The sequence below is a fragment of the Brevibacterium atlanticum genome, from assembly GCF_011617245.1.
Lineage (GTDB): Bacteria > Actinomycetota > Actinomycetes > Actinomycetales > Brevibacteriaceae > Brevibacterium > Brevibacterium atlanticum.
The window spans coordinates 252,116-274,571 of the sequence record NZ_CP050152.1 but is presented as its reverse complement, the minus strand read 5'-3'; the positions used below and the strand labels follow the sequence as shown (position 1 = coordinate 274,571).

The window sequence follows — 22,456 nt, the reverse complement described above, 5'->3', positions numbered from 1 at the left end:
CGGCCCAGCAACTTCGCGCGAGGTTGCTGGGCCGCCGTCGGGTAGCAATAGAAGTCAGCTCCGGGCGGTGGCAAGGTCCTCGCGGAAGGCCCGGCCGGCCGCTCCGAGGTCGCCGCATGAGGTGATGAAGCGGAAGCCCTGCTCCTTGCGCAGCTTGGCCTCCGCGCCATCGCCGGTGTGGATTCCGGGGACGATTCCCGCAGCGTCGGCGGCGGTACGGATCCGCACGAGCGCCTCGGCGTGGGCGTCATTGTGCTGACCCGGCAGCGCACCGACGGCGAACGCGAGGTCCGACGGGCCGACGTAGACGCCGTCGATGCCGGGCACAGCGCAGATGTCCTCGACGTTGGCAAGGCCGGCCTCGTTCTCGATCATGACAAACAGCAAAGGGCGCTCGGCCGTGGTGTCCTGTACCGCATTGTGCATGATCTCTGCGGTCGGTCCCCACGAGCGGTCCCCGCCCCGTGAGGGGTAGTCGAGGGCACGCACTGCGGCTTCCGCCTCGGCGACGGAGGACACGAGCGGGACGATGATCGCTTCGACACCAGCGTCGGCGAGCGCCCCGATCTCGGTGAAGCGGTTCGCCGCGACCCGAGCAGTCACGAGCGCGTCCCCGCTGGCGCGCACAGCATCGGTCAGCCGCAGCACATCAGTGGGCCGGATCAGCCCGTGCTGCAGATCAATGCAGACATAGTCGAACCCGGACGACGATCCGACCTTCGCGAGCTCCGAGCTCGTCGACATCATCCACAGTCCGTTGTAGGTCTCCCCCGCGCGCAGGCGCGCCCGATGATTCTCAATCGCAGCAGTCATGTCTGCATCGAATCACGGAAACTCCCGCACCACCAGGGGTGCCCGATATCCGGATGACCTTCGCCGAGGTGGCCCCATCGTCCACGCGAAGCCGGGCCCCACCTCGGCGTAGGGCTTGCTCACCCAGGCGATGAGCTGACTCCCGCACGAAGCGAGGGCCCCACCTCGGTGCGGGGAATCATTTCGCCGAGGTGGCTCAGCCGTCTTCGAGCAGCGGGCCGATCACCCGGTGGCGGGCGATGACGAAGGGATCGCTGTGCCCGACCTCGAGGAGTTCGAGGTCGAGGCGGCGCGGCAGCAGGGGACGGCCCTTGCCGAGGACGACGGGGGCGGTGAAGGTGATGATCTCGTCGAGGAATCCCTCGTCGGCGAACTGACCGGCGAGGTCGCCTCCTCCCATCACCCACAGGTCGTGGTCGCCGGTGGCCGTGCACATCTCGAAGTAGTGGTCGGCGATCGCGCCCTGCGCGAAACGAATGTCGGGTGTCTTTCCGTCCGTGCCCGCCTCGGGCAGTGCGAGTTTGCGGTGCGTCATCACCCACGCAGGCACGCTGTAGGGCCAGGGTCCGTCGAGATTGCGCAGCACCCACTCGTACGTCGTGGCGCCCATGACAAGCGCGCCGACGCCGTCGATGAAACCGTCGTCCGGCGGCTCTTCGGTCTGCCTCAGCAGCCATTCGAGGGAGTCGTTCGGGTCAGCGATGAACCCGTCGAGCGTGGTCGCGGTGTAGTAGACGGTGCGTGGCACAGGCGGCCTCTCCTCCCGAGCCTGCGGCGGTCGTGGTGAGGGTTCTGCCCGCCGAGGCTGCGTCGATGTCGGTCTCTGGCATCCTACTTGCCGTCACCTGGCTTGCGAGGGCGCAGTTCACATCACCGGCTTGGTGAAACTGCAGCAGCTCGGCCCCTGGACCAAGCTGCTGCAGTTTCACCAAGCTGAAGGCCGATCGTGCTTCAGACCTCCCCGGTCCGCAGCTGTTCGGCGATGTACTCGGCCTGGCGGATGGCGAGCGCGACGATGGTCAGCGTCGGGTTCGCCGCCGCCCCTGTCGTGAACACCGAGCCGTCGGAGATGAAGAGGTTCTTCACATCGTGCGTGCGACCCCACTTGTCGACGACTCCGTCCTCGGGGCGTTCGCTCATCCGCGCGGTGCCGAGGTTGTGCGTCGACGGGTACGGCGGGGTGTGGTGCGAAGTCTGCGCCCCGACCGCCTCGTAGACGCTCTGACCCGCGGCGTAGGCGTGCTCACGCATCGCCAGATCATTGGCGTGGTCGTCGTAGTGGACGTTGGGCACCGGCAGTCCGTGCTGATCCTTCACCGTCGTATTCAGCGTGACCCGGTTCGACTCCTGCGGCATGTCCTCGCCGACGATCCACATGCCAGCAGTGTTGAGGTACCGGTCGAGCAGCGCCGCGAAGTCCGGACCCCAACCGCCGGGCTCGACGAACGAGGCCATGAATGCCGGTCCCAGCGAGATCGTCTCCATGTAATACCCGCCCGAGAACCCGCGATCCGGGTCGTGGATCGACTCATCGGCGATGACCCCGGCCATCGTCTCTCCGCGGTACATCCGCACGGGCTTGTCGAAGTGACCCCACACCGTTCCGGTCAGATGCCGCATGTAGTTCCTGCCCACCTGTCCTGACGAGTTCGCCAGCCCATCGGGGAAGGACGGGGTCCCGGAGAGGAGGAGCAGCCTCGGCGTCTCGATCGAATTGCCGGCCACGCACACGAGCTTCGCGGCCTGCCGGTGGAGGTTGCCGTCCTTGTCCAGGTAGAGCACAGCATCGGCCCGGCCGTTCGCATCGTGGGTGATCTGCACGGCCTGCGACTCCGGGCGCAGGTCGAGCAGGCCGGTGTCTGCGGCCCTCGGCAGCTCTCTGACCAGGGTCGACCACTTGGACTTGTTCTTATCACCCTGGAAGTTGAAGCCGTCCTGGATCGAGGCCGGTCGGCCGTCGTACTCTTCGGCGTTCGTCGCATACGGGCCGGTGGCGTAGAACTTGTAGCCGACCTCCTTCGCACCGCCTGCGAAGACCTTGTAGTTGTTGTTCGCCGGCAGCGGTGGACGACCGTGGACGTGGGTCGAGCCCATCGACTTCTCGGCACGGTCGTAGTAGGGCGCCATCTCCTCGAGCGTGATCGGCCAGTCGAGGAGGTTCGCCCCGTCGATGCGACCGTAGGTGGATCGCGCTTTGAACTCGTGGTTCTTGAACCGCGGGGTCGCGCCCGACCAGTGGGTCGTCGTCCCGCCGACGGCCTTGACGATCCAGGCCGGCAGGTTCGGGAAGTCGCGGGCGATCCGCCAGGACCCGGTCGTCGTCCTCGGGTCGAGCCAGGCCATCTGGTTGAAGGCCTCCCACTCGTTGTTGACGTAGTCTTCGTTGCGCAGGTACGGCCCTGCCTCAAGCACGACGACGGGGATGCCCTTGGCGGTGAGCTCGTAGGCGAGTGTGCCGCCGCCGGCGCCGGAGCCGACGATGACGACGGCCTCCTCGTCGGGGTCGATGTTGAATCCGGTCACGCTGGCTCCTGCCTGGGGTCCTGCGGCACCTGTTCCTGCGGTTCCTGCATTCTGCTGAGCGGTCATCACTTCTTCACCTCACCCATGTCGGCGGTCTGCGGGGACGGCTGGTTGGTCGATCGGTCGCCGGCCGTGCCCCCGGCCGTGGCGCCTGCTTTCGCTCCTTCGCCGAGTTCGGGCAGCGGCTCGTCTTCGGGGTAGAGAATGCTCGGTTCGGGCAGCCAGTCGAGGTCGTCGAAGCCGCGGTTGATGTAGCCGCCTTTATCGAACGAGGGGCCTTCGTAGCCGAGGGTCTCCCACACCTCGGCGTCGTCGTAGAGGTTGAGTACGGCGGTGCGGCGGACGAAGCCGAAGAACTCGGTGGACTCGACGCGGCGGAGCACCTTCAGTGCTGACTCGTCGTCGAGTCCGCAGAAGTCGCCGTCGGAGAGCTGGTCGAGGGAGAGCAGCCCCTGGATGAGGGCGACGCGGAACCAGGTCTCCTCATCGGCGGCGGTGATGAGGGTGTCCGCGGTGCGCTCGTAGGGACCGTCGGGGAAATCGGCGTGTGGGAATGCCACACGCAGAACTCGGATGAGGGTCTGGCGGGCCTCATCGGTCATCTCCATCGCGTTGAGCGACGGATATTTGGCGGGGAATGCCATCGGATGCTCCTTTGCTCCTGCTCGTGCGCCCTGTCGACCGGACTCGTCGAGTCGGTCCGACCAGGCGCCATTGCCGTTTCGGTCATAAGAAACTTATGTGAACCAGAGCACATGCGACTATCCTCATTCTCACGTCGTGAAAAAGTCAGGAGGCCCAGTGTCGAACAGTGCCGTGATCCAGCGAGTCTTCTCTGTCCTCGAGGCAGTCGCCGCCACCGGGAGCGCCTCGGCGAAGACCGTCTCCGACCGTTTGGAGATCCCGCTGCCCACCGTCTACCGGCTCCTCCACGAGCTCGAGACCGGCGGCTACCTCGTCTATCTCAAGGATCCGAAGCGCTTCGAACTCGGGCCGAAGTGCTTCGAGCTCGGCCTGTCCTTCCAGCAGCGCCTCGTCGCCCCCTTCCCGATCCGCCAGATCACCGACCAGCTCCACCGCACGCTCGGGACCGCGGCGTACTTCGCGATCTACCGCGGCTCCGACATCATCCTCACCTACTGCTCGGACTGCGAGAAGCATCCGCGGCTGCGACCGCTGCGCTTCGGTTTCCACGAGGCCGCCCACGCGACGGCCTTCGGCAAGATCCTCCTGGCCGCCATGCCCGCGACCCAGCGCACCGATTACCTCGAGGCTCGGGGGATGACGGTGCTCACCCCGCAGACGATCATCAACCGCGATCACCTCGACGATCACCTCACCGAGGTGGCCCTGCGCGGCATCGCGTGGGAGCACGACGAGTTCCTCCCGCGCCAGACCTGTGCCGCGGTCCCGGTGCGCAACGGCACGGGCGTGCAGGTCGGGGCGATCGCAGTGAGCACCCCGTCGACGAAGGCGCACGGGCGGATGAAGGAGATCGAGTCGACGCTGCGCGAACACGCGGGACTGGCCTCGAGCTATCTGCGCGGCGGGGCCGAACTCATCCCGACCGCAGCACCCGAGCGGTAGGGCCGCCGTCCGAACGTCGACGGCGGCACCTGAACGGTGGCGACGGAATCTGAGCGTTGACGGGCGGGCGGGACCACCTCGGCGGGGATTCCGGAATTCTCACCACACGAGAACGATCATGTCCCCGGCCGGCACGACGTGGAAAGAATGAGCGTGCTCACTCAAGGACGAGACATCAAGGAGTAGATATGAGCACGAGCACCAGCGTCGCCGTGGTCACGGGATCCGGACGCGGCATCGGACAAGGCATCGCGACCCGACTCGGCGCGGACGGCCATCACGTCATCGTCGCCGACCTGCCGACCATGCAGGACGGAGTCGCCGAGACCGTCGACACGATCGAAAAGGCAGGCGGGAAGGCCACCGGCGCCGAGGTGGACGTCACCGACGAGGAATCGCTGAGCCGCCTCGTCGAGGTGGCCGTGGAGGCGGGCGGCAAACTCGACGTCTTCGTCGCGAACGCCGGAATCGCTCAGGTGGAGCCACTCATCGAGTATTCGAAGGCTGACTTCGAGAAGATCGTCGACGTCAACCTCACCGGCGTCTTCCTGTCCTATCAGGCGGCGGCGAAGCAGATGATCAAGCAGGGCAACGGCGGGAAGATCATCGGCGCGGCCTCGATCGTGGCGTTCCGCCCCTTCGCCCTCCTCTCCCCGTACTCGGCGACGAAATGGGCCGTCCGCGGCCTCACCCAGGGCGCGGCGATGGAGTGGGCCAAGCACGGCATCACCGTCAACGCCTACGGCCCGGGCATCGTCGGGACCGCGATGTGGGACCTCATCGACGAGAAGCTCGCCGCCGAGGAGGGGCTGGCCAAGGGTGAGGCGATCAAGAAATACGCCGGCGACATCCTCATGGGCCGGGTGTCCGTACCCGAGGACGTGGCCAACCTCGTGTCGTTCCTCGCCGGGGAGGACTCCGACTACATCACCGGACAGACCATGCTCGTCGACGGCGGCATGCAGTTCTCCTAGGCTGGACCTGTACCGGCTGCACAGACCATCCGGGACTGACCACCTGAAACCGACCCCCAAGATCGACCACTCAAGATCGACCACCTGAGAAAGAAGGAAGAAGCCATGATCTTCATCGTCGTGAAGTTCCCCGTCAAGCCCGAGCTGGCCGAGCAGTGGCCCGAGATCACCCGCGAGTTCACCGAGGCGACCCGCGCCGAACCCGGCAACAAGTGGTTCGACTGGTCGCGCAGCCTCGATGACCCGAATGAGTACGTCCTTGTCGAAGCGTTCGACGACGACGCCGCCGAGGCGCATGTGAAGTCCGACCACTTCCAGGCTGCGACCGCCGACGGCGGTCCGATGCACAGTGCGCTCACCGCGACGCCGAAGATCATCTCCCGGCAGATCGACGGCGATGACTGGGACGCCATGGGAGAGCTGCAGGTCGGCTGAGACTCGACCGCCGCTCCCCTGCCACGCGGGCCCGCTGATCGAATCAGCGGGCCCGCGCTGCGTTCAGCGCGCCCCTCCACGCAACAGCTTGGTCAACCTGCACCAGCTTGGTGCATGGACCGAGCTGGTGCAGGTTCACCAAGCTGAAAGGTTCGGTCAGCGGGCCCGCGTCAGGTAGGTGCCCTGCGTTTCGACCCACTCGTCGAGGATGGCCTCGCGCTCGTCGAACTTCGCGGTCGGGAACGCCAGCCCCTTCGTCGGCACGCTCGCACCGAGTTCGACGAGGAGAGGTCGCAGCGTCGTCTCCACGGCCAGGGTGTGAGCGGGTGAGCCGATGGTGAACACCGGGACCGCGATCAGACCGTGGAGGCCTCCTGCGTCATAGCGGTCGAGGAAGGCCTTGAGCAGTCCGGTGTAGCTCGCCTTGTACGTCGGAGTCGCGATGACTGCGTAATCGGCGGTGGCCAGGCGATCGGTGAGTGTGTCGAGCCGATCGGACTTCCAATCGAAGACCTCGCCGGTCACCTCGGCGAGTTCGATGGTCTCGTCGACCTCGGAACCGGTGATGTCGGCGATGCGGGCGGCGAGATCCTCGGCCACCTGTCGGGTGCGCGACTTCGGACTCGGGTTGCCGACGACGACGGCGATGCGTGTGGTCATATGGTCCTCCTTGGACTGAGGTGCCGGTCTGATGATCAGACTATTCTCGCGCCAGTGATTTGTGACCATTCGGTGCCATGGAACGTCATCGATTGCCCGAGCCTGCAGGGGCTGGCCCGCCTGCTGTGCCGATCAGCGCTCACCACCATGATCCTCAGCTCCCTCCTCCGGGACGCCGTATGCTCGCATGAACATCCCGATGAGGGCATCGATGATGTCCTCCCCGACGGGCCGATCCGAGAGAAGCCAGCGATAGTACAGCGATCCGACGAGGACTTCGATGACGCCCTCGGCGTCGGCGCCGTCCTTGAGTTCTCCCTGGCTCTGCGCCTGCCGGATCCGCTCGGTGGTGCTCTGCTCGACTGTACTGAGGAACCACTCATGGAACGTCTTGCGCAAGCCCGGATCCGACTGGGCGTCGGCGATGACCGCACGATAGATCGGGCCCAGGGGCGGGCTGGACAGGGTCGAGGAGGACCGGATGAACTGCTCTCGCAGGTCGTCTCGGATGCGCCCCGTGGTCCGGTAGTCCAGCTCACTCGACCACACGTGGCTGAGCGCATCGAACAGGAGCTCGGAAAGGGACGACCAGCGTCGGTAGATCGTGTGCTTGCCGACTCCGGCGCGACGGGCGATCGCTTCGATCGTCAGGCCGCGATAACCAAGCTCAGAAGCCTGATCAAGTGTCACCTGGAGCAGCTCGCGAGTTCTCTCTGCTCCGCGACGTCGAGGCGAGGGCGAAGACGACATGGCCCTACGGTAACACTATCGGCACGAACCGTGCCGTTGACATCGTATCCGTCAAACACTAGCGTCGACCAGAACGGCACTGACCGTGCCGATAAGTTCGAGAAGGCGAACGACACGACGATGTGTCAGCACCGCCGAACCCGCTCCCCTCTCGATCCGAAGCATCATCGGACACACAGAGAGTCGATCATCATGAACATCGCACTGTGGATCGTCGCCGGCGTCTTCGCCGCCGGATTCATCGTCGGCGGCATCATCAAACTCGCCTGGTCCTACGAGAGGTACACAGCGGCCACCGGCTGGCCGGAAGACTTCGCGCCCGGCAACGTGAAGTTCATGGGTATCCTCGAAATCCTCGGAGGTCTGGGGCTCTTCCTGCCTGGCCTGGTCGGCATCGCACCCGTGCTGGTGCCAGTGGCCGCCTCGGGGATGGCACTCTACACGGCAGGTGCCGCGACCGAGCGCATCCGCCGTGCAGAACACCGGCTCCTGCTCGGCGATCTGCTCTTCCTCGCCGGCATGCTCTTCGTCGCATGGGGACGGTTCGCGATCAGCCCACTCGGCTGATCCCACACCGCTCCTGCAGCCTCGCCCTGCCGGGGCGGCTGCTCACTTCGTCGCTCTTCGAGCGAAGCGGCTGTCGAAAGCCGCCGGGGTCGCCGGGATGTCGGACAGGCTCGAGGTCAGGCCGTGGCCGACTGCCTCGATGAGAGGTGCGCGCACCTCGGTGAGGGCCTCGACGTCGACCCCGGTGGCCACGCCTTCGCGGTGGAGGAGGTGGACGAGGTCATCGGTGCCGATGTTGCCGGCCGCTCCCGGTGCGAACGGGCAGCCGCCGAGCCCGCCCATCGCCGCATCGAAGTGAGCGATGCCGAGGTCAAGGGCGGCTGCGACATTGGCCATGCCGAAGTTGTACGTGTCGTGGAGGTGGAGGTTGACCGGTTTCCCTGGAAAGGCTTCGAGGACCGCCGAGGTGTTCCGACGGACGAGCGAGGGACTGGCGTTTCCGATGGTGTCGGCCACCCCGATGCCGTGCGCGCCGGCATCGACGAAGGGGCGGAGGACCTCGACGAGGTGACCGGCCTCGGTGATGCCGTCGAAGGGGCAGATGAAGCTGACGGCGGTCGTGATGTCGAAGCGCAGCCCCTGGTCACAGGCGAAGTGCGCGGCGTCCATGAGGCGGTCGGATGCCTCGGCGATGGAGGCATCCGAGTTCGCCTTCGAGTGCCCTTCGGAGGCCGAGAGGACGAGCTTGATGTTCTTCGCTCCCGCATCGACGGCGCGTTGAGCGCCCTTGAGGTTGAAGACGAGGGTGTAGAACTCGACCCCGTCGGCTTCGTGGGGAGACAGGCGGCGGAGGAGCTCGTCGGTGTCGGCCATCTGCGGCACCTTCTTCGGATTGACGAAGGATCCGACTTCGATCTGGGTCAGTCCCGCCGCGATGAGCTTCTCGGCGAGCGCGACCTTGACCTCAGTGGGCACGATCGCCTTCTCGATCTGCAGACCGTCGCGCAGAGTGGTGTCGAGGATGTCGACGTGGGTGGGCCTGGCCATGGGACTCCTTCTCGAGTCTTCCCGATGATCGGGACGAGTCTTTCGCCGTGCGACGATGCGCGGCTGTTCCCATTGTTACTACAGGTCGGAGGACGTGCGGTAGGCAACCTGCCCGGTATGTGAGAACACAAGCAGTATTGGGTGTTGCTGTTCCCGACTATCGGGACTCGACGGTCGCGCAGTCTAGCTCTTCGGCCGGAACCACAGGACGGCGTGCCCGGAGGCCAGCTCGCTGCGGCCATCGGGCACGAGGTCGACGACCTCGGTGAGCCCCGCGAAGACATAGGGGCCGTGCCCGGCGATCATGGGGTGGACCACGAATTCGACAACATCGATGAGTCCGAGTTCGGCGAGTCCGCGCGGCAGCGTCACTCCCCCAACGATGAGCCCGGTCTCGGACTCGTCTTTGAGCCGGCGGACTGCCGAGTCGAGGTCGCCGCGGATGATCTCGGTGTTCCATTGCGCGGTCTCCCGAGTGGAGGAGACGAGATATTTTCGTGCCGGATCGATGGCGGCGACGAAAGGGTCGAGGTCTTCCGCGGGAGTAATCGATTCAGGCGGCTGTCGCCACGCGTCTTCCATCATCTCGTAGGTGGTGCGCCCGAAGATCAGCCCGTCGGCACGGGCGAGGTTGTCCGCGTGGTGCCGGTGCAGCTCTTCGCTGATGAGTCCGACACGGTGGTCGCAGCAGCCGTCGACGGTGACGTTGATCGAGTACATGAGCTCGCCCATGAGCTCAAGGGTAGACCTGTTCGACTGCCGCCGACAGGGTCAGTCGCGTCGACCGCCGCGGTCGACACCGTCACCATCACCCTGAGCGGCCGACTTCAGCCCCAGCCACCCCAGCACTTCCTCGGTGTGTTCGCCGAGGTCAGGCCCGAGGTGGTCGATGGCAATGGATTCTCCGCCGATGACCGGGGTGATGCCGGGGAAGGCGACGTCGTCGAGCATCTCCTCGCCGGTGGACACGTCGTGGTGCTGGATCATCCCGCGCGCGGCCAGTTGCTCGTCGGCGACGAGATCCTCCGCAGTGTAGATCGGGCCGGCCGGAACCCCGGCCTCCTCCAAGACCGCCACCACGTCCTCAACCGAGCGTTCGGCACACCAGGCCCCAATCGCTTCGTCGAGTTCCTCACGCCGCTCCCAACGTCCGGCATTCGTCTGCAGATCGGCATCCTCGGCGAGGTCATTCCGACCGATCGCGGCCATCAGCCGGCCGAAGATTCCATCGCCGTTACCGGCGATGACCACGGATTTCCCACCTGCGCAGAGGTAGCCGTTCGAGGGCGCGATGCCCTCCATCCGACCCCCGGTGCGGGTGCGGATCTCTCCGAACGCGGAATAGTCGGGGACGAGGGATTCCATCACGGAGAACATCGCCTCGTTGAGTGCGACGTCCACGGTCCGCTCCGACAGCGGGCCCTCCCCTTCGAATCCGTGCGCGGACCCGACGACCGCCTCGGCGGCCCCGGCGATCTTCTGTCGCTGTCGGTCGAAGAGCATCATCACGGCACCGAACGCGGCCTGCATTCCGGCGATCGAATCGCCGATCGAGATGCCCACGCGCACGGGTGGGCGGTCGGGGTCGCCGACGAGCTCACGGAACCCGGAGTATCCCTCGGCCACGGCCGCGAATCCCGGGCGGGCGGACATCGGGCCGGTCTGCCCGAATGCGGAGATCCGCACGAGCACGAGGTCGGGGTTCGCGGCTTCGAGGACGTCCGGGCCGAGCCCCCACTTCTCGAGGGTGCCGGGACGGAAGTTCTCCAGCAGGATGTCCGAGCGGCGGACGAGTTCGAGCACGGCCTCTCGCCCTTCGTCGCTGCGCAGGTCGAGCACCACGGACTTCTTGTTGCGGTTGATCGTGCGGTAGAGCATCGAGGTGTCGCCGGCTTTGAGTCGCCAATTGCGCAGCTCATCGCCGGTGCCGGGACGTTCGACCTTGATCACCTCGGCGCCGAAATCGGCGAGCATCCGCCCGGCGGTGGGCGCGGCGATGTAATTGCCGAGTTCGAGGACTCGCACACCGTCAAGGGGAAGTCGGCGCGTGCTCATAACGATGCTCCTAGTCGTGCGTGGATCGCTGTTAAACGTGCGTGGATCGCTGTGGCGGGCAGGTCGGTCCTCCTATGGTGCCAGGTGCGGGCCACCTCGGCGCACATATCCGCATCCCCCACCCCAATCGGGAGCGTTCCGTCTTTCGCCGAGACGGCCGTCGGCAGACCTGCGACTGTTCTCCAATGATCAGTCCCAGTAGCGTAGAGCCTATGACTCCGCCTCCCGGTCCATTCGATTCCTCCGGCCCCGACCAGCTACTCGATCTGCTTGACGATGCCGTACGCAGCGAGAGTCCGCTCATGCTGCTCGACATTGCGAGCAACATGCTGGCGTCCTTCGATGCTCCAGATGCAGATGACGAGGATGGGCCGGAGACTCCGCCTGTTCGGGAACTCGCCATGCAGATGCTCGAGGCAACCCCTGAGGAGACCGAACCGCTGGTGAGAATCTGGGTGCAGATGCTCGATGACGAGCTCTTCGGCCGTCGTATCGCCAAGATGCTCCCGACTCCGACCACCAAGCGCCTGCCGGAATGGATCCGCCGCGCCGATGAGATCAAGCCCTTCCGCGCCGCCGCGCTCGTCTCGCCGGTGAAGGTCGAGGAGACGATCCTGCTCGAGATCTCCACGGCCGGCCGGTCGGCCACTCTGGCTGTAGGCGTGGATCGCAGTGGTTCACCGTATCTCGAAGACGCCTACCTCGCCGATGGGCCCCTGTCGAACATCGTCGAGTTCAGCCACTCCGACCTTCCGACACCCGTCGACGTGGTCACCCTCAGCCTCGCCGATGCCGGTGCCAGGCTGAGCGAGGCGCTCGAGATGAGCACACACATGTTTCCCCCGATCGAGACCGAAAGCTGGCCGGGCACTCGCCCGCTCCTCGAATGGCTGCTGCGGAAGCTTCCCGACGGCGGAACCGGCTACGAGATCAGGATGTGGGAGCCGGAGGAGATCGAGGAACTCGTCACGGACTTCCGCGCCTCCCCCTTCGCTGAAGGGCTGACCGAGGAGGAGATCAGTCATGCCCATCTGCTCTTCGAGTTCCAAGCCAACTACGGCAACAACGATCCACTGAGGTGGTCGGGTACCTTCGTCGAACGCCTCATGTGCGATCTCTACCCGCGCAAGGTCATGACCTCCGAGGACGATCTGCTCCTCATGCCGACCACCCTGGCCGCGCTCGTCCGCTATGCCAATGATCGCAGCGGAGTCGATCCCTTCTTCACGCAGAATGCTCTTGGCGCAATCGAAGACAACCGGGAAGAATACACGGCCCGAATCCGCGGCGACAGCCCCGGCGTTGAGAGTACCGCGGACCTCTTCGCACGGCTCCTCACCGGCGTCGATGATGACGACGACTCAATGTTCTCGTCGGATTTCGACAGACCCGCCGATGAGGCCTTCTTCGGCGATCAGGCTTCGATTCTGGCCGAGATATTCATCGGCAGCGGCGCCGAGGCGGCCGGAGGCATCGATGCACTGCAGGCACTGACCGGTGAACCTCTGCCCGCCGAAGACCTCGACACCACGGGCGTGGCCGAAGATGTCATCGACCGGCTCACCTCGCTGGTCCCCGAGATCCGCCGAGTCGCTGTCGAGGTCTTCGAAGAGCCGGAGCTCGCGACGGTCGCTTTGCGCCTCTTAGCGGAGATCGGGCGAGGTGATCCTGCGATCTTCCGCCGTCGTATTGCCGATCGGACTCTGCTCGCAGCACTGTTCTGGATCGTCGGGAAGAACAACAATCTCTTCACCGGCCAATGGGGCACAGATGGCGAGCTGACGATCGGGGAACTGCAGAGCAACCTCGGCGTTTCGACATCACCGAAACCGACTGCCGAGAAGTTGCTGCATGCCGCCGGTCACGAACTCCACTACGCCGAGGTCATCCTCGGCGATCCGCGTTACCTCATCTCGGGATATCGGCAGCGCATCATTGCGAACCGGGACCGGTACTGGGACGATCTGCCGGAGGACTGGGAACCCTGAGCCCCGATCGGCAGGACTGACTCGCGTTGCAGGGTTCCCAGCCGGGAGCCCTCGCCGAGGCGGGGCCGGCTTCAGGCAGGCACCGTGGCGTCGGTGCGGCTTCCGCGCCGTCCTCGCAGAGGTCGGAGCAGGGCCTCGCAGATCGCGACGACCACGATGTTGACGCCGAGGCCGATGATGCCTTCGCTGATCGCCCAGGGCAGGGGCAGCCAGAACGTGTAGGCGATGACGACGATGAGTCCCGCGGCGAGGCCCGCGATGATCGAGTTGACGCTGAGACGGCCGCGGAAGAAGAGTGCTGCGGCGATCGCCGGTGCCAGCTGGTCGAGGCCGGAGAACGTCAGCAGCAGCAGATTCGCGAGCAGATCAGGCATGACGATCGCCAGCAGCAGGGACAGTCCGGTGGCGACGACGACGATGATCTGAGTGGCCGTGAACTGGTGGCGTTCGGACTTGATCCGGAAGACGTTGCGCGAGGCCAGCGTCGAGATGCCGATGAGCAGTGCGGCCGAGGGCACCATGGCGGTGGTGATGCCGGCGACGGCGAGGATGCCGATCACCCAGTCGGGGAACATCTTCGAGGCGAGGTGGAGCAGCGCGGAGTCGGCGTCGGTGTTGCGTCCGAGGATGACGACGGCGACGTAGCCGACGATGAGCGGCAGGACGATGAAGGTGTTGTAGATCGGCAGCCACAGGTAGTTCTGCCGCAGCACTGCGGAGCTGCGGGCCGCGAGGATCGGCGGCCACATGTGCGGCAGGGTCACGAAGGCGACGCCGATCGCGCTGATCGCCATGTTCGAGATGTACCAGGGGATGCCGTATTCCTCGGTGCCGTGGACTGAGAGCAGGTCGGGCATGGTCGCGGCGACGGTGTCGAAGACGGTGGTGAATCCGCCGGTGAAGTGGATGGGGATCGAGATGCAGACGACGAAGAGCATGATCAGCATGAGTGCGTCTTTGAAGTACGCGGTCGTGGCGACTCCGCGCAGTCCTGACCACAGGACGAAGGCGACGACGAGGATGAAGGCGATGACCATCGACCACACTCCGGTGGTGCGGTTGCCGGTGACGAGTTGGACGATGAGTCCGAGCCCGGTGATCTGCAGCTGCAGGTAGGGCAGCAGGAAGACGACACCGCAGACACCGGCGATGACGCCGAGGGTGCGTGAGGAGTAGCTGTGTTCGAGGAAGTCGGCCTGTGTCAGGTGTCCGCGGGCCTTGGCCATGCGCCAGATCTTCGGGCCGATGAAGTAGAGGACGAGGTAGCCCAGCGGGACGTAGGGCATCGAGTAGAAGGCGGCGGCGCCTCCGGAGACGACGAGTCCCGCAGTGCCGAGGAAGGTGAAGGTCGTGAAGGTCTCGCCGGCTTGGAGCAGCCAGGTGGTGGCCACGCCGAAGCGTCGGCCGCCGACGGTCCATTCGGAGAGGTCGGCGTTCGGCTTCTTGCGGCCGATGAAGCCGAGGATGGCGACGAGGACGATGCCTGCGAGGGTGACGATTTCGACGGTGCTCATCTCAGGCGTCTCCCCCGTTGCCGCCGTGCTTTCGGGTGGGGGCAGTCACGTCGGTCTCGGTCGTGTCGAATTGCTCGGCCTCTTCGAGAGCGAGATCGTCGAGGTGGCCCTGTCGTTCGAGGTCGGGACGGGTCTTCTCGATGATGAGGAGGATTCCCGTGACGAGGAGACTGCCGGGGATGCAGGTCCACCACAGGATGGCCGGCAGACCGAGGAACAGGTGGGGGCCATTGAGGATCGGCAGCCACTGGAGGACGAAGGCGGCGATCACCGGGATGAGGCAGAGTACCACCCACGTCGTGACGCGACCCTTCGTGACTCGTTGTGTGTCGGATTCGGGTGTGCTCATTGCGTCTCCCGCACTCGTTCGGCCGGTCGGCTGGGCCGGCTTTCGCTCAGCCGGACGGCTAGGCCGGCGGTCCGTCCACCGTGGTTCAGACCACGTCCATCTTCTCTCCGCGACCGCGCCGAGGCGGTCGCGAAATGCCGCTGGATGCAAAGTCGCGTTGAGAAGATGGATAGTTGAACAGCAGCTGTGAATTGAACGAATTTCGCGCAACATTCCTTGAACTCCATTGTCAGCCGTTCTTCGCGTAGCCAAGACTGGCAAACAAGTCGCAGACAGCGATGATTCGTCACCGAACAAGGAGTTGAAAATGGGATCGAACGATTTCGCAGGCAACAACCAGAACGGTCAGAACGATTTCGACAACCAGCAGGGCGGACAGCCGGGCGGTCAGCAGGACCAGCAGGGCCAGCAGGGCCAGCAGGGCCAGCAGGGTGGCTTCGGCGACGCTGATCGCGGCCAGGATCAGGGTGGATTCGGCGGCGGAGACCGCGGCCAGCAGGATCAGGGCGCTCCGGGCCAGGGTGGACAGCAGTCACAGGGTGGATTCGGCGGCAACGACCGCGACGCGCAGGCTCAGGGTGGACAGCAGAACCAGGGCAGCCAGCAGTCCGAAGGCGGCTTCGGCGACAATGATCGCGAACAGGGAGACCAGCCCGGTGCCGGCCAGCAGAACCAGCCTGGTCTGCAGGACCAGGGCGGCCAGCAGGACCAGGGCGGACAGCAGTCCGGCGGATTCGGCGACGACCGAGGTCAGGGCGGCCAGTCCGGCGCCGGTCAGCAGGATCAGCGCCAGGATGGACAGCCCGGAGGTCAGAACGACGGCGGCTTCGGCGGTCAGGACCAGGGCGGACAGCAGGGCGGATTCGACCAGAACCGCTGACCCACATCGGCACCATGATTTGACGTCATCACGCTGACGTTGATCGTACACACGAGCGGCGCACCACCTCGGTGCGCCGCTCGTCGCATTCATCGCCCACGATCACGGGCGGGGCGGCCTTTTACTCCGTGACGGTGACAACCTGACGGTGCCGCCCGAGCCCCTCGATCTCGAGCTCGACGACATCGCCGTCGGCCAGGTACGGGTGCTTTCCGGACATCGCCACACCCTGCGGGGTGCCGGTGAGAATGACGTCACCGGGCTCGAACGCCATCGCCTGGCTGAGCTGATGGATGATCTCTCCGACGGAGAAGATCAGATCGCTCGTCGATGAATCCTGCCTGACCTCACCGTTGACCCAACTGCGCAGGCGCAGATCACCGGGGTCCACCTCGGCGACGGGGCTGATCCACGGCCCCAACGGGGTGAATCCCGGCAGATTCTTGCCCTTCGACCACTGCCCGCCGGATTCCTCGATCTGGAGTCGACGTTCGGACAGATCGTTGGCCAGGACGTAGCCGGCAACGTGGTCGAGTCCCTCCTCCGACGAGGCGACTCTGTAGGCCCGGGCGCCGATGACCACTCCCAGCTCAACCTCCCAATCGGCCTTAGTCGCGTACGGTGGCAGCTCGATCGCGTCGGTGGGCCCGGAGATCGTCGAGGGCATCTTGAAGAAGATGACGGGACGTTCAGGCGGTTCGGAGCCTGCTTCTCTGGCGTGCGCGGCGTAATTCATGCCCACGCACACGATCGCAGACGGCCTGGTCAGCGGTGCGCCGATGCGCATTTCGGCTGCTCCGTCGAGTTCCGCGAGATCGCCGGCCTCGAGCGCGGCCCGCACTCGCGCGATGCCTCCGGTGGCGAAGAATGTCGGGTCGATGTCCGTGGTCAAGGGGCGTAGGTCGAAGCAGACCCCGTTGTCGCGGACCACTGGAATCTCGTGTTCGGGCGTCCCCAAGCGCAGCAGTTCCATACGGTTCCTCTCTCCTGTTGATCGGCCACCTCGTTGTGACCACTGACCACGGTAGCGACTGGCGAGGACTTTATTTGGAACTGTTCAAGTGATGGACAACTGGCGCAGCCGCGCTACCCGACGACACCACGCTCTCAGTCACCTTCAGCCACGAATTCCGGCAGTCAGCGGCGGGCCATCCCTCACCGCTGCCGCCACATCACCGCGGTGCAACACGTGGTTTTGCCGCTGACGGTGTGGGATGAGTGAGTACAGGTAGGTCATGCGCGCTACGGTGAGCGCAGCCTCTGCCGGTGAGGGATGCGTTGCGGACTGTAGGACATGTCGGCAGCGGTCTGGCGCGCTATCGGCTGCGGATCACACGGTCTCCCGACGGGTGTAGTCGGCCTTCGCGCGCCGGGGCACGACAACGACCGGCACCCGGGAATGCTGGAGGATCCGCATCGCATGGCTGCCCAGCGACACCCGCCTGAGCGCGCCGAGCCCCGAGGAGCCGAGCATCATCACTTCCGGATGCTCCCATTCGACGGCGGTGAGTGCCGAGGCCCAGTTCGCGCCGGTGCCCACGACGACATCGGTCTCACCAGGCTTGATGTGCAGCTGCTCGATCGAGCACAGGATCTTGTCGGTGTCGCGCTGGATGACCTGCGTCCATTCGTCGATGACGCTCGACTCCATGTCGAAGGGCACGTTCGCGGACGCGACCACCCGAGAGCGCGGGGCGAACGACGCGATGCGGAACGGCACATCCGACTGCGCCGAGACCATGGCCGCACCGAGGATGAGATCCGCCGAGGTGGACGACCCCGAATACGCGGCCGTGATCCGCTTCAGCCGCGCCCCCTCTGAAGCAGTGAAACCGGCCGGGGCCAGCGCCACGGGCAGGCGTGCACTGTGGAGCAGCCCGTTCGAGACTGATCCGAGAGCGATCCGGCCTTCACCGTCGTCGGCGGCGGGACCGACGACGAGGCGATAGGCCCCGGCCTTCTCGCACATCTCGAGCAGCCCGCGGCGCGATGAACGCGATTCGTGCAGCACGATCTCGGACTCGATGTCTGCGGGAATGAGCGTGCGCACCTCGCCAAGGGCCGCCTCGGCGACCGTGCGGAATCTCTTCGCGTACTGCCCTTCGAAGTGCACGGGAGCCATTGGGAAGGCGGAGGAGTCGACGGCGGTCGCGACGAGCCGGCGTTCGTAGGTGCGGGCGAGGACGACGCCGAGTTCGATAGCCGCCCGGTTGTCCTGACCTGGCGCGATGCCGACGACGATGCTCATTTCTCTCCTCCTGTGGAGTCGGTATCGGTGGAACCGGAACGGGGCGCCTGAGCGGAATCGCCGCTGCCCGCCTCGCTGCGCCCCGCCTCGGCGAGCTGCCTGCCGAGGACGGAGGACTTGCGGCCGAAGACGAGGTACAGGCCGAGGATGAAGGCGGTCCAGATGAGGAAGACGACGATCGTGATGAGCTGCAGGCTCGAGATGATCCAGAAGCAGCCGATGATCGACAGGACTGGCAGGACGGGATAGAAGGGAACCTTGAAGCCGCGCTCGAGGTTGGGTTCGCGCACGCGGAGGATGATCACGGCCAGGGACACGACGACGAACGCGACGAGGGTGCCGATCGAGGTCATCTCGGCGAGGAAATTCAGCGGGATGAACCCGGCGAGGATCGCGACGACGAGGCTGACGGCGATCGTGCCCTTGACCGGGGTGAGCGTGCGCGGATTGACCTCGCGGAAGAGCTTGGGCATCATCCCGTCGCCGGCCATCGTGAATAGGATGCGCGATTGGCCGTAGATGGAGACCAGCGTGACGGAGAAGATCGAGATCACGGCGCCGGCGGCGACGATCGTGCCGGGCCACTGGGAGCCGACGATGCTCTCGAGGATGGCGGACAGGCCGGCCGTCTGACCTTCGAACTTCTCCCACGGCTGGGCCGACAGTGCGGCGACGGCGACGAGGACGTAGACGGAGGTGACGATGATGAGGGCGGCGATGAGGGCTCTGGGCATCGTCTTCTTCGGGTTCTTCGTCTCATCACCGGCGGTGGCCACAGCGTCCATCCCGACGTAGCTGAAGAAGATCAGGCCGGAGCCCGCGACGACGCCGGAGATGCCGAAAGGCGCGAAGTCGGCGAAGTTGTTCGAGTCCCAGCCGGTCACGCCCACGCAGATGAAGAAGATGAGGACGCCGATCTTCAGGCACACCATGATCGCGTTGACGACGATGGATTCGCCGGTGCCGCGGACCAGCAGGAAGCAGCACATCGCGAGCAGAAGGATCGCCGGGAGGTTGACGATGCCGCCTTCTTCGGGTGCGTAGGCCAAGGCGTGCGGGATCTGGAAGCCGAAGAGGTTGAACAGCAGCTGGTTGACGTACTGCGACCAGCCGACGGCGACAGCGGCGCCGGCGACGCCGTACTCGAGGAGGAGGCAGGCAGCCACGCCCATCGCCGGCAGTTCGCCGAGAGTCGCATAGGCGTAGGAGTAGGAGGAGCCGGAGACGGGGACGGACCCGGCGAGCTCGGCATAGCAGATGACCGCGAGACCGGCGACGAGACCGGCGATGATGAACGACCAGATCACGGCGGGCCCGGCCACGGGCACGGACTCGGAGAGGATGAAGAAGATGCCGGTGCCGATCGTCGATCCGACGCCGACCATCGTCAGCGAGAAGACACCGATCGTGCGTTTGAGGTCGGTCTCGACGTCTTCCTTCTGCCGCGGCACCGGTTTGATCCGGAACAGCTGCTGTCGCAGGGTGGGCATCATCGTCTCCAGACTTCGTCGTCGGGCGCTGTGGGTCCGCGCAGGACAGGTGGTTCTCATCGGCGGCGAGCGCCGAGGCGGCACCCGCTATGAGCGACCTTACGTCGATTCCGGCGAGGTTGCGCCTGAGCCGGAAAGATTCTGTCGCAGATTTCGGGCATCCGTGCCGTCATCCGCGGCATTTCAGCCCCTTCGCCGAGGTCGGTCGACTATGCGCAGTCAGGCTCGGGTGCGGCGATAGTGACGCAGCGCCTTGTCGCGTCCCCCACACGTCTGCATCGAACACCAGCGCCGACTGCGGTTGCGCGACATGTCGAAGAAGAGCCAGTGGCAGCCGGGGCACAGCTTCAGGCGGTCCAGGCGACTGCCGGTCAGTTCGGTGATCGCCGAGTCGGCGAAGAGCGCGATCAGCGATTCCCCGTCCCACCGCCGAGGCCAGTCTCTCTCGACCATTCCGTCTCTGCTCGTGTAGCCATGGCGACCAAGACCCGCGGCATGCTCTGCCGAGATCACCCCTAAGGACCGTTCGCTCACCTCTGTCAGCGCGGACAGGGCGGCAAAGGTCTCGAAGACGGATTCGCGCAGGCGCTTCAGTCGATCAAGCTCTTCCGATCCGAGAGCCTCCGCCAGTTGGAGGTTCAGCGATTGCACCCAGTCCTTGGCGCCGTCGGGCGTGCGGAGCCAGTCACGTTCGCTCGACTCCCTTCTGTCGGGGACCGAATTGCTCAGCTCGAGGCAGAGCGCGTTGGCGACATGCTCGAATTCCATACACACACTTTACCACTGTCTGCTTTTTTACTGGTAAAGTCTCGCTGACAGGACTTGACCAGTCAGACATAGTTAGGTGGTTACAATGAATGCCCGATTCCGCTGGCTGTGGGCCAGTGCCGGCCTGGCCAACCTCGGTGACGGAATCACCATCACTGCCCTGCCGCTCATCGCGCTCGCAGCGGGAGCGCAACCCGGAGAGGTCGCCATGGTCACCGCGTCCGCCACCATCGCATGGCCGCTGTTCGGCCTCCATGCGGGATGGGTCGTCGACAGGCTCTCGCCGCACCTCCTGCTGGCCGTGGTCAATGGGGCTAGAGCAGCCTCACTCGTCGCGCTCACGGTCGCCATCAGCCTCGACAACTCAGTGTTCGCCATGACGCTAGCTACAGCCTTCATCTTCGGCACAGCCGAGACTCTGGTCGACACCGCCCTCATCGCCGGCATACCGCGCACCGTGGATCGCCGCGAACTCACCGCCGCCAATGCCAGAATCGAAGCGACGATCAACGTCAACAACCAACTCGCCGGGCCGCCGCTGGCAGGCCTGCTCATCGGAACCACCGGAATTCTCGCCGCCACCTCGGGCGGCGGCCTCTACGCCCTCGCAGCACTGGCCGCCATCGGGCTCATGTGCACTGCCCAACGATCAGTACCAGCACCTACGAGGGCCTCGCGGCGCCCACAGCACACCCCCATGAAAGTGCGCGAAGGCATCCGCTACCTCTGGAACCACCGACTGCAGCGCGAACTCACACTGCTGACAGCAGGAATGAGCATCGTCTGGGGAGCCTGGTCGGCGACCTTCGTCCTCCACGCCGTATCGCCCGGTCCGCTGGGACTCGACACAGCAGCGTACGGGATGCTCCTCACTGGAATGGCCGCGGGCGGGATACTCGCCTCGATCTTCACCGAACGCCTTCAGGCCCGACTCTCCTCGAACTGGCTGCTCTTCATCGACACCATCGGAACTCTCGGCCTTGCTCTCCCCGCCGCCCTCAACGCACCGCTGGCGGTGATCGCGATCGGGATCATTGTCGCGGGGGCCGGATCGACCGTGTGGCGAATCATCGTCGCGGTCATCCGCCAACAGGCGACCCCGCTGCACCTCATCGGACGGGTGTACTCCGCTTCGCGAGTCATCAGCTGGGGAGCACTCCCCCTAGGTGCCTCGCTGGGTGCCGTGGGAGTCCAGACGCTTGGGCTGCCCCCACTGTTCTGGATCGAGAGTCTCGTGGCGCTGGGCATCTGCGCATGGTTTGCCATCAGAATGCCGGCAATCAGGACGCGCATCGACCGGGCAGCGGACGGAACACCCTCAGAACTTATTCAACCGAATGGTTGACATGCTTGCGGTTTCCAGAGTACGTTTTCTTTAACCAATTGGTTGAATAACTGTTTCGATGAGTGTGCGCGGGAGGCCTCGGTGTCCGATCAGCTGTCCAAGGTCTTCGCGGCCCTGTCCGATCCGACCAGGCGGGACATGGTGGCTCGGCTGAGCGTCGCGGATGCGACGGTGAACGAGCTCGCCGAACCCTACGAGGTGAGCCTGCAGGCCGTGTCGAAACATCTCAAGGTGCTCGAGGACTCCGGACTGGTCTCCCGCACCCGCGACGCCCAACGCAGACCGGTCCACCTCGAAGACAATGTGTTCGATCTGATGACGAAATGGATCGAAAGGTATCAACAGCTGGCCGAGCAGCGCTATCAGCGGCTCGACGACGTCCTCGCACAGATGGACGCGGACGAGGCACTGGCCGGCGCGGACGAAGCAACTGACGATTCGGGCCCGGGAGCCGCCTCGGCGAACGGATCCGATGCCACTTCGCCCCACTCAACCAACAGAAGATCACGCAAGGGAGCATGAC

Annotated in this window: 23 protein-coding genes; 8 read left to right on the top strand and 15 right to left on the bottom strand. The window is 65.3% G+C overall.

Going from position 1 to position 22,456, the window contains the following annotated elements; all coding sequences use genetic code 11:
- Window positions 1–54 precede the first annotated feature (54 nt).
- From GUY23_RS01255 to GUY23_RS01240, 4 genes are all read right to left on the bottom strand, one after another.
- Window positions 55–813 (bottom strand): HpcH/HpaI aldolase family protein, encoded by a 759-nt coding sequence (locus GUY23_RS01255; RefSeq protein ID WP_166968995.1) that lies wholly within the window; start codon window positions 811–813, stop codon window positions 55–57.
- Window positions 814–1,009: 196 nt separating this feature from the next.
- Entirely contained in the window at window positions 1,010–1,561 is a 552-nt protein-coding gene (locus GUY23_RS01250) for a dihydrofolate reductase family protein (protein WP_166968993.1), read from the bottom strand.
- Between the two features lie 203 nt (window positions 1,562–1,764).
- Entirely contained in the window at window positions 1,765–3,402 is a 1,638-nt protein-coding gene (locus GUY23_RS01245) for a GMC family oxidoreductase (RefSeq protein WP_228282639.1), read from the bottom strand.
- Window positions 3,402–3,980 (bottom strand): hypothetical protein, encoded by a 579-nt coding sequence (locus GUY23_RS01240; protein ID WP_166968991.1) that lies wholly within the window; start codon window positions 3,978–3,980, stop codon window positions 3,402–3,404. Before GUY23_RS01240 ends, GUY23_RS01245 begins: the two co-directional genes overlap by 1 nt.
- Before the next feature lie 157 nt (window positions 3,981–4,137).
- On the opposite strand from GUY23_RS01240, the gene GUY23_RS01235 reads away from it, so the two are divergent.
- The 3 genes from GUY23_RS01235 to GUY23_RS01225 all read left to right on the top strand — a co-directional run bounded on the left by GUY23_RS01235 (window position 4,138) and on the right by GUY23_RS01225 (window position 6,332).
- Entirely contained in the window at window positions 4,138–4,923 is a 786-nt protein-coding gene (locus tag GUY23_RS01235; protein WP_166968989.1) for an IclR family transcriptional regulator, read from the top strand.
- A 188-nt stretch (window positions 4,924–5,111) separates the two neighbouring features.
- Window positions 5,112–5,897: an SDR family NAD(P)-dependent oxidoreductase gene (locus GUY23_RS01230; protein WP_166968987.1), complete on the top strand. Its 786-nt coding sequence runs from the start codon at window positions 5,112–5,114 to the stop codon at window positions 5,895–5,897.
- Between the two features lie 105 nt (window positions 5,898–6,002).
- Window positions 6,003–6,332, top strand: a complete 330-nt coding sequence (locus GUY23_RS01225) for a putative quinol monooxygenase (RefSeq protein WP_166968985.1) — start codon at window positions 6,003–6,005, stop codon at window positions 6,330–6,332.
- 156 nt (window positions 6,333–6,488) lie between these two features.
- Here the strand turns inward: GUY23_RS01225 and GUY23_RS01220 are convergent, their stop codons facing one another.
- Entirely contained in the window at window positions 6,489–6,992 is a 504-nt protein-coding gene (locus GUY23_RS01220) for an NADPH-dependent FMN reductase (RefSeq protein ID WP_166968983.1), read from the bottom strand.
- A 132-nt stretch (window positions 6,993–7,124) separates the two neighbouring features.
- Entirely contained in the window at window positions 7,125–7,742 is a 618-nt protein-coding gene (locus GUY23_RS01215) for a TetR/AcrR family transcriptional regulator (protein ID WP_166968981.1), read from the bottom strand.
- 192 nt (window positions 7,743–7,934) lie between these two features.
- Between GUY23_RS01215 and GUY23_RS01210 the strand changes: the two genes are divergently transcribed.
- Complete coding sequence (locus GUY23_RS01210) at window positions 7,935–8,309, top strand: DoxX family protein (protein ID WP_166968979.1); 375 nt, start codon at window positions 7,935–7,937, stop codon at window positions 8,307–8,309.
- 42 nt (window positions 8,310–8,351) lie between these two features.
- Here the strand turns inward: GUY23_RS01210 and GUY23_RS01205 are convergent, their stop codons facing one another.
- From GUY23_RS01205 to GUY23_RS01195, 3 genes are all read right to left on the bottom strand, one after another.
- Window positions 8,352–9,296 carry a hydroxymethylglutaryl-CoA lyase gene (locus GUY23_RS01205; protein WP_166968977.1) on the bottom strand — a complete coding sequence of 315 codons (945 nt, stop codon included), beginning with the start codon at window positions 9,294–9,296 and terminating at the stop codon, window positions 8,352–8,354.
- A gap of 183 nt (window positions 9,297–9,479) precedes the next feature.
- Complete coding sequence (locus GUY23_RS01200) at window positions 9,480–10,028, bottom strand: dihydrofolate reductase family protein (protein WP_166968975.1); 549 nt, start codon at window positions 10,026–10,028, stop codon at window positions 9,480–9,482.
- A 39-nt stretch (window positions 10,029–10,067) separates the two neighbouring features.
- On the bottom strand, window positions 10,068–11,351 hold the full coding sequence (locus tag GUY23_RS01195) for a CaiB/BaiF CoA transferase family protein (RefSeq protein WP_166968973.1): 1,284 nt from the start codon (window positions 11,349–11,351) through the stop codon (window positions 10,068–10,070).
- A gap of 212 nt (window positions 11,352–11,563) precedes the next feature.
- On the opposite strand from GUY23_RS01195, the gene GUY23_RS01190 reads away from it, so the two are divergent.
- Entirely contained in the window at window positions 11,564–13,339 is a 1,776-nt protein-coding gene (locus tag GUY23_RS01190; RefSeq protein WP_166968971.1) for a hypothetical protein, read from the top strand.
- A gap of 71 nt (window positions 13,340–13,410) precedes the next feature.
- Here the strand turns inward: GUY23_RS01190 and GUY23_RS01185 are convergent, their stop codons facing one another.
- Both GUY23_RS01185 and GUY23_RS01180 read right to left on the bottom strand, forming a co-directional pair.
- Complete coding sequence (locus GUY23_RS01185) at window positions 13,411–14,853, bottom strand: sodium:solute symporter family protein (protein WP_166968969.1); 1,443 nt, start codon at window positions 14,851–14,853, stop codon at window positions 13,411–13,413.
- A 1-nt stretch (window position 14,854) separates the two neighbouring features.
- The gene (locus tag GUY23_RS01180; RefSeq protein ID WP_166968967.1) at window positions 14,855–15,202 is read right to left on the bottom strand and encodes a hypothetical protein; all 348 of its coding nucleotides are present in this window, start codon (window positions 15,200–15,202) and stop codon (window positions 14,855–14,857) included.
- A gap of 307 nt (window positions 15,203–15,509) precedes the next feature.
- Between GUY23_RS01180 and GUY23_RS01175 the strand changes: the two genes are divergently transcribed.
- A complete protein-coding gene (locus GUY23_RS01175) occupies window positions 15,510–16,082 on the top strand; it encodes a hypothetical protein (RefSeq protein WP_166968965.1) in 573 nt (190 codons plus the stop codon).
- Window positions 16,083–16,203: 121 nt separating this feature from the next.
- Here GUY23_RS01175 and GUY23_RS01170 read toward each other — a convergent pair whose 3' ends face one another.
- The 4 genes from GUY23_RS01170 to GUY23_RS18460 all read right to left on the bottom strand — a co-directional run bounded on the left by GUY23_RS01170 (window position 16,204) and on the right by GUY23_RS18460 (window position 20,588).
- On the bottom strand, window positions 16,204–17,055 hold the full coding sequence (locus tag GUY23_RS01170; protein WP_166968963.1) for a fumarylacetoacetate hydrolase family protein: 852 nt from the start codon (window positions 17,053–17,055) through the stop codon (window positions 16,204–16,206).
- Between the two features lie 357 nt (window positions 17,056–17,412).
- A complete protein-coding gene (locus GUY23_RS01165) occupies window positions 17,413–18,330 on the bottom strand; it encodes a universal stress protein (RefSeq protein WP_166968961.1) in 918 nt (305 codons plus the stop codon).
- A complete protein-coding gene (locus tag GUY23_RS01160; RefSeq protein ID WP_228282863.1) occupies window positions 18,327–19,820 on the bottom strand; it encodes an APC family permease in 1,494 nt (497 codons plus the stop codon). Before GUY23_RS01160 ends, GUY23_RS01165 begins: the two co-directional genes overlap by 4 nt.
- Window positions 19,821–20,039: 219 nt before the next feature.
- Entirely contained in the window at window positions 20,040–20,588 is a 549-nt protein-coding gene (locus tag GUY23_RS18460) for a CGNR zinc finger domain-containing protein (RefSeq protein WP_208085430.1), read from the bottom strand.
- 85 nt (window positions 20,589–20,673) lie between these two features.
- Here GUY23_RS18460 and GUY23_RS01150 point away from each other — a divergent pair, with 85 nt between their 5' ends.
- Together GUY23_RS01150 and GUY23_RS01145 are read left to right on the top strand one after the other, a co-directional pair.
- Window positions 20,674–21,933, top strand: a complete 1,260-nt coding sequence (locus GUY23_RS01150; RefSeq protein ID WP_166968959.1) for an MFS transporter — start codon at window positions 20,674–20,676, stop codon at window positions 21,931–21,933.
- A gap of 81 nt (window positions 21,934–22,014) precedes the next feature.
- On the top strand, window positions 22,015–22,455 hold the full coding sequence (locus GUY23_RS01145; RefSeq protein WP_166968957.1) for an ArsR/SmtB family transcription factor: 441 nt from the start codon (window positions 22,015–22,017) through the stop codon (window positions 22,453–22,455).
- The last annotated feature ends 1 nt before the right edge of the window (window position 22,456 follow it).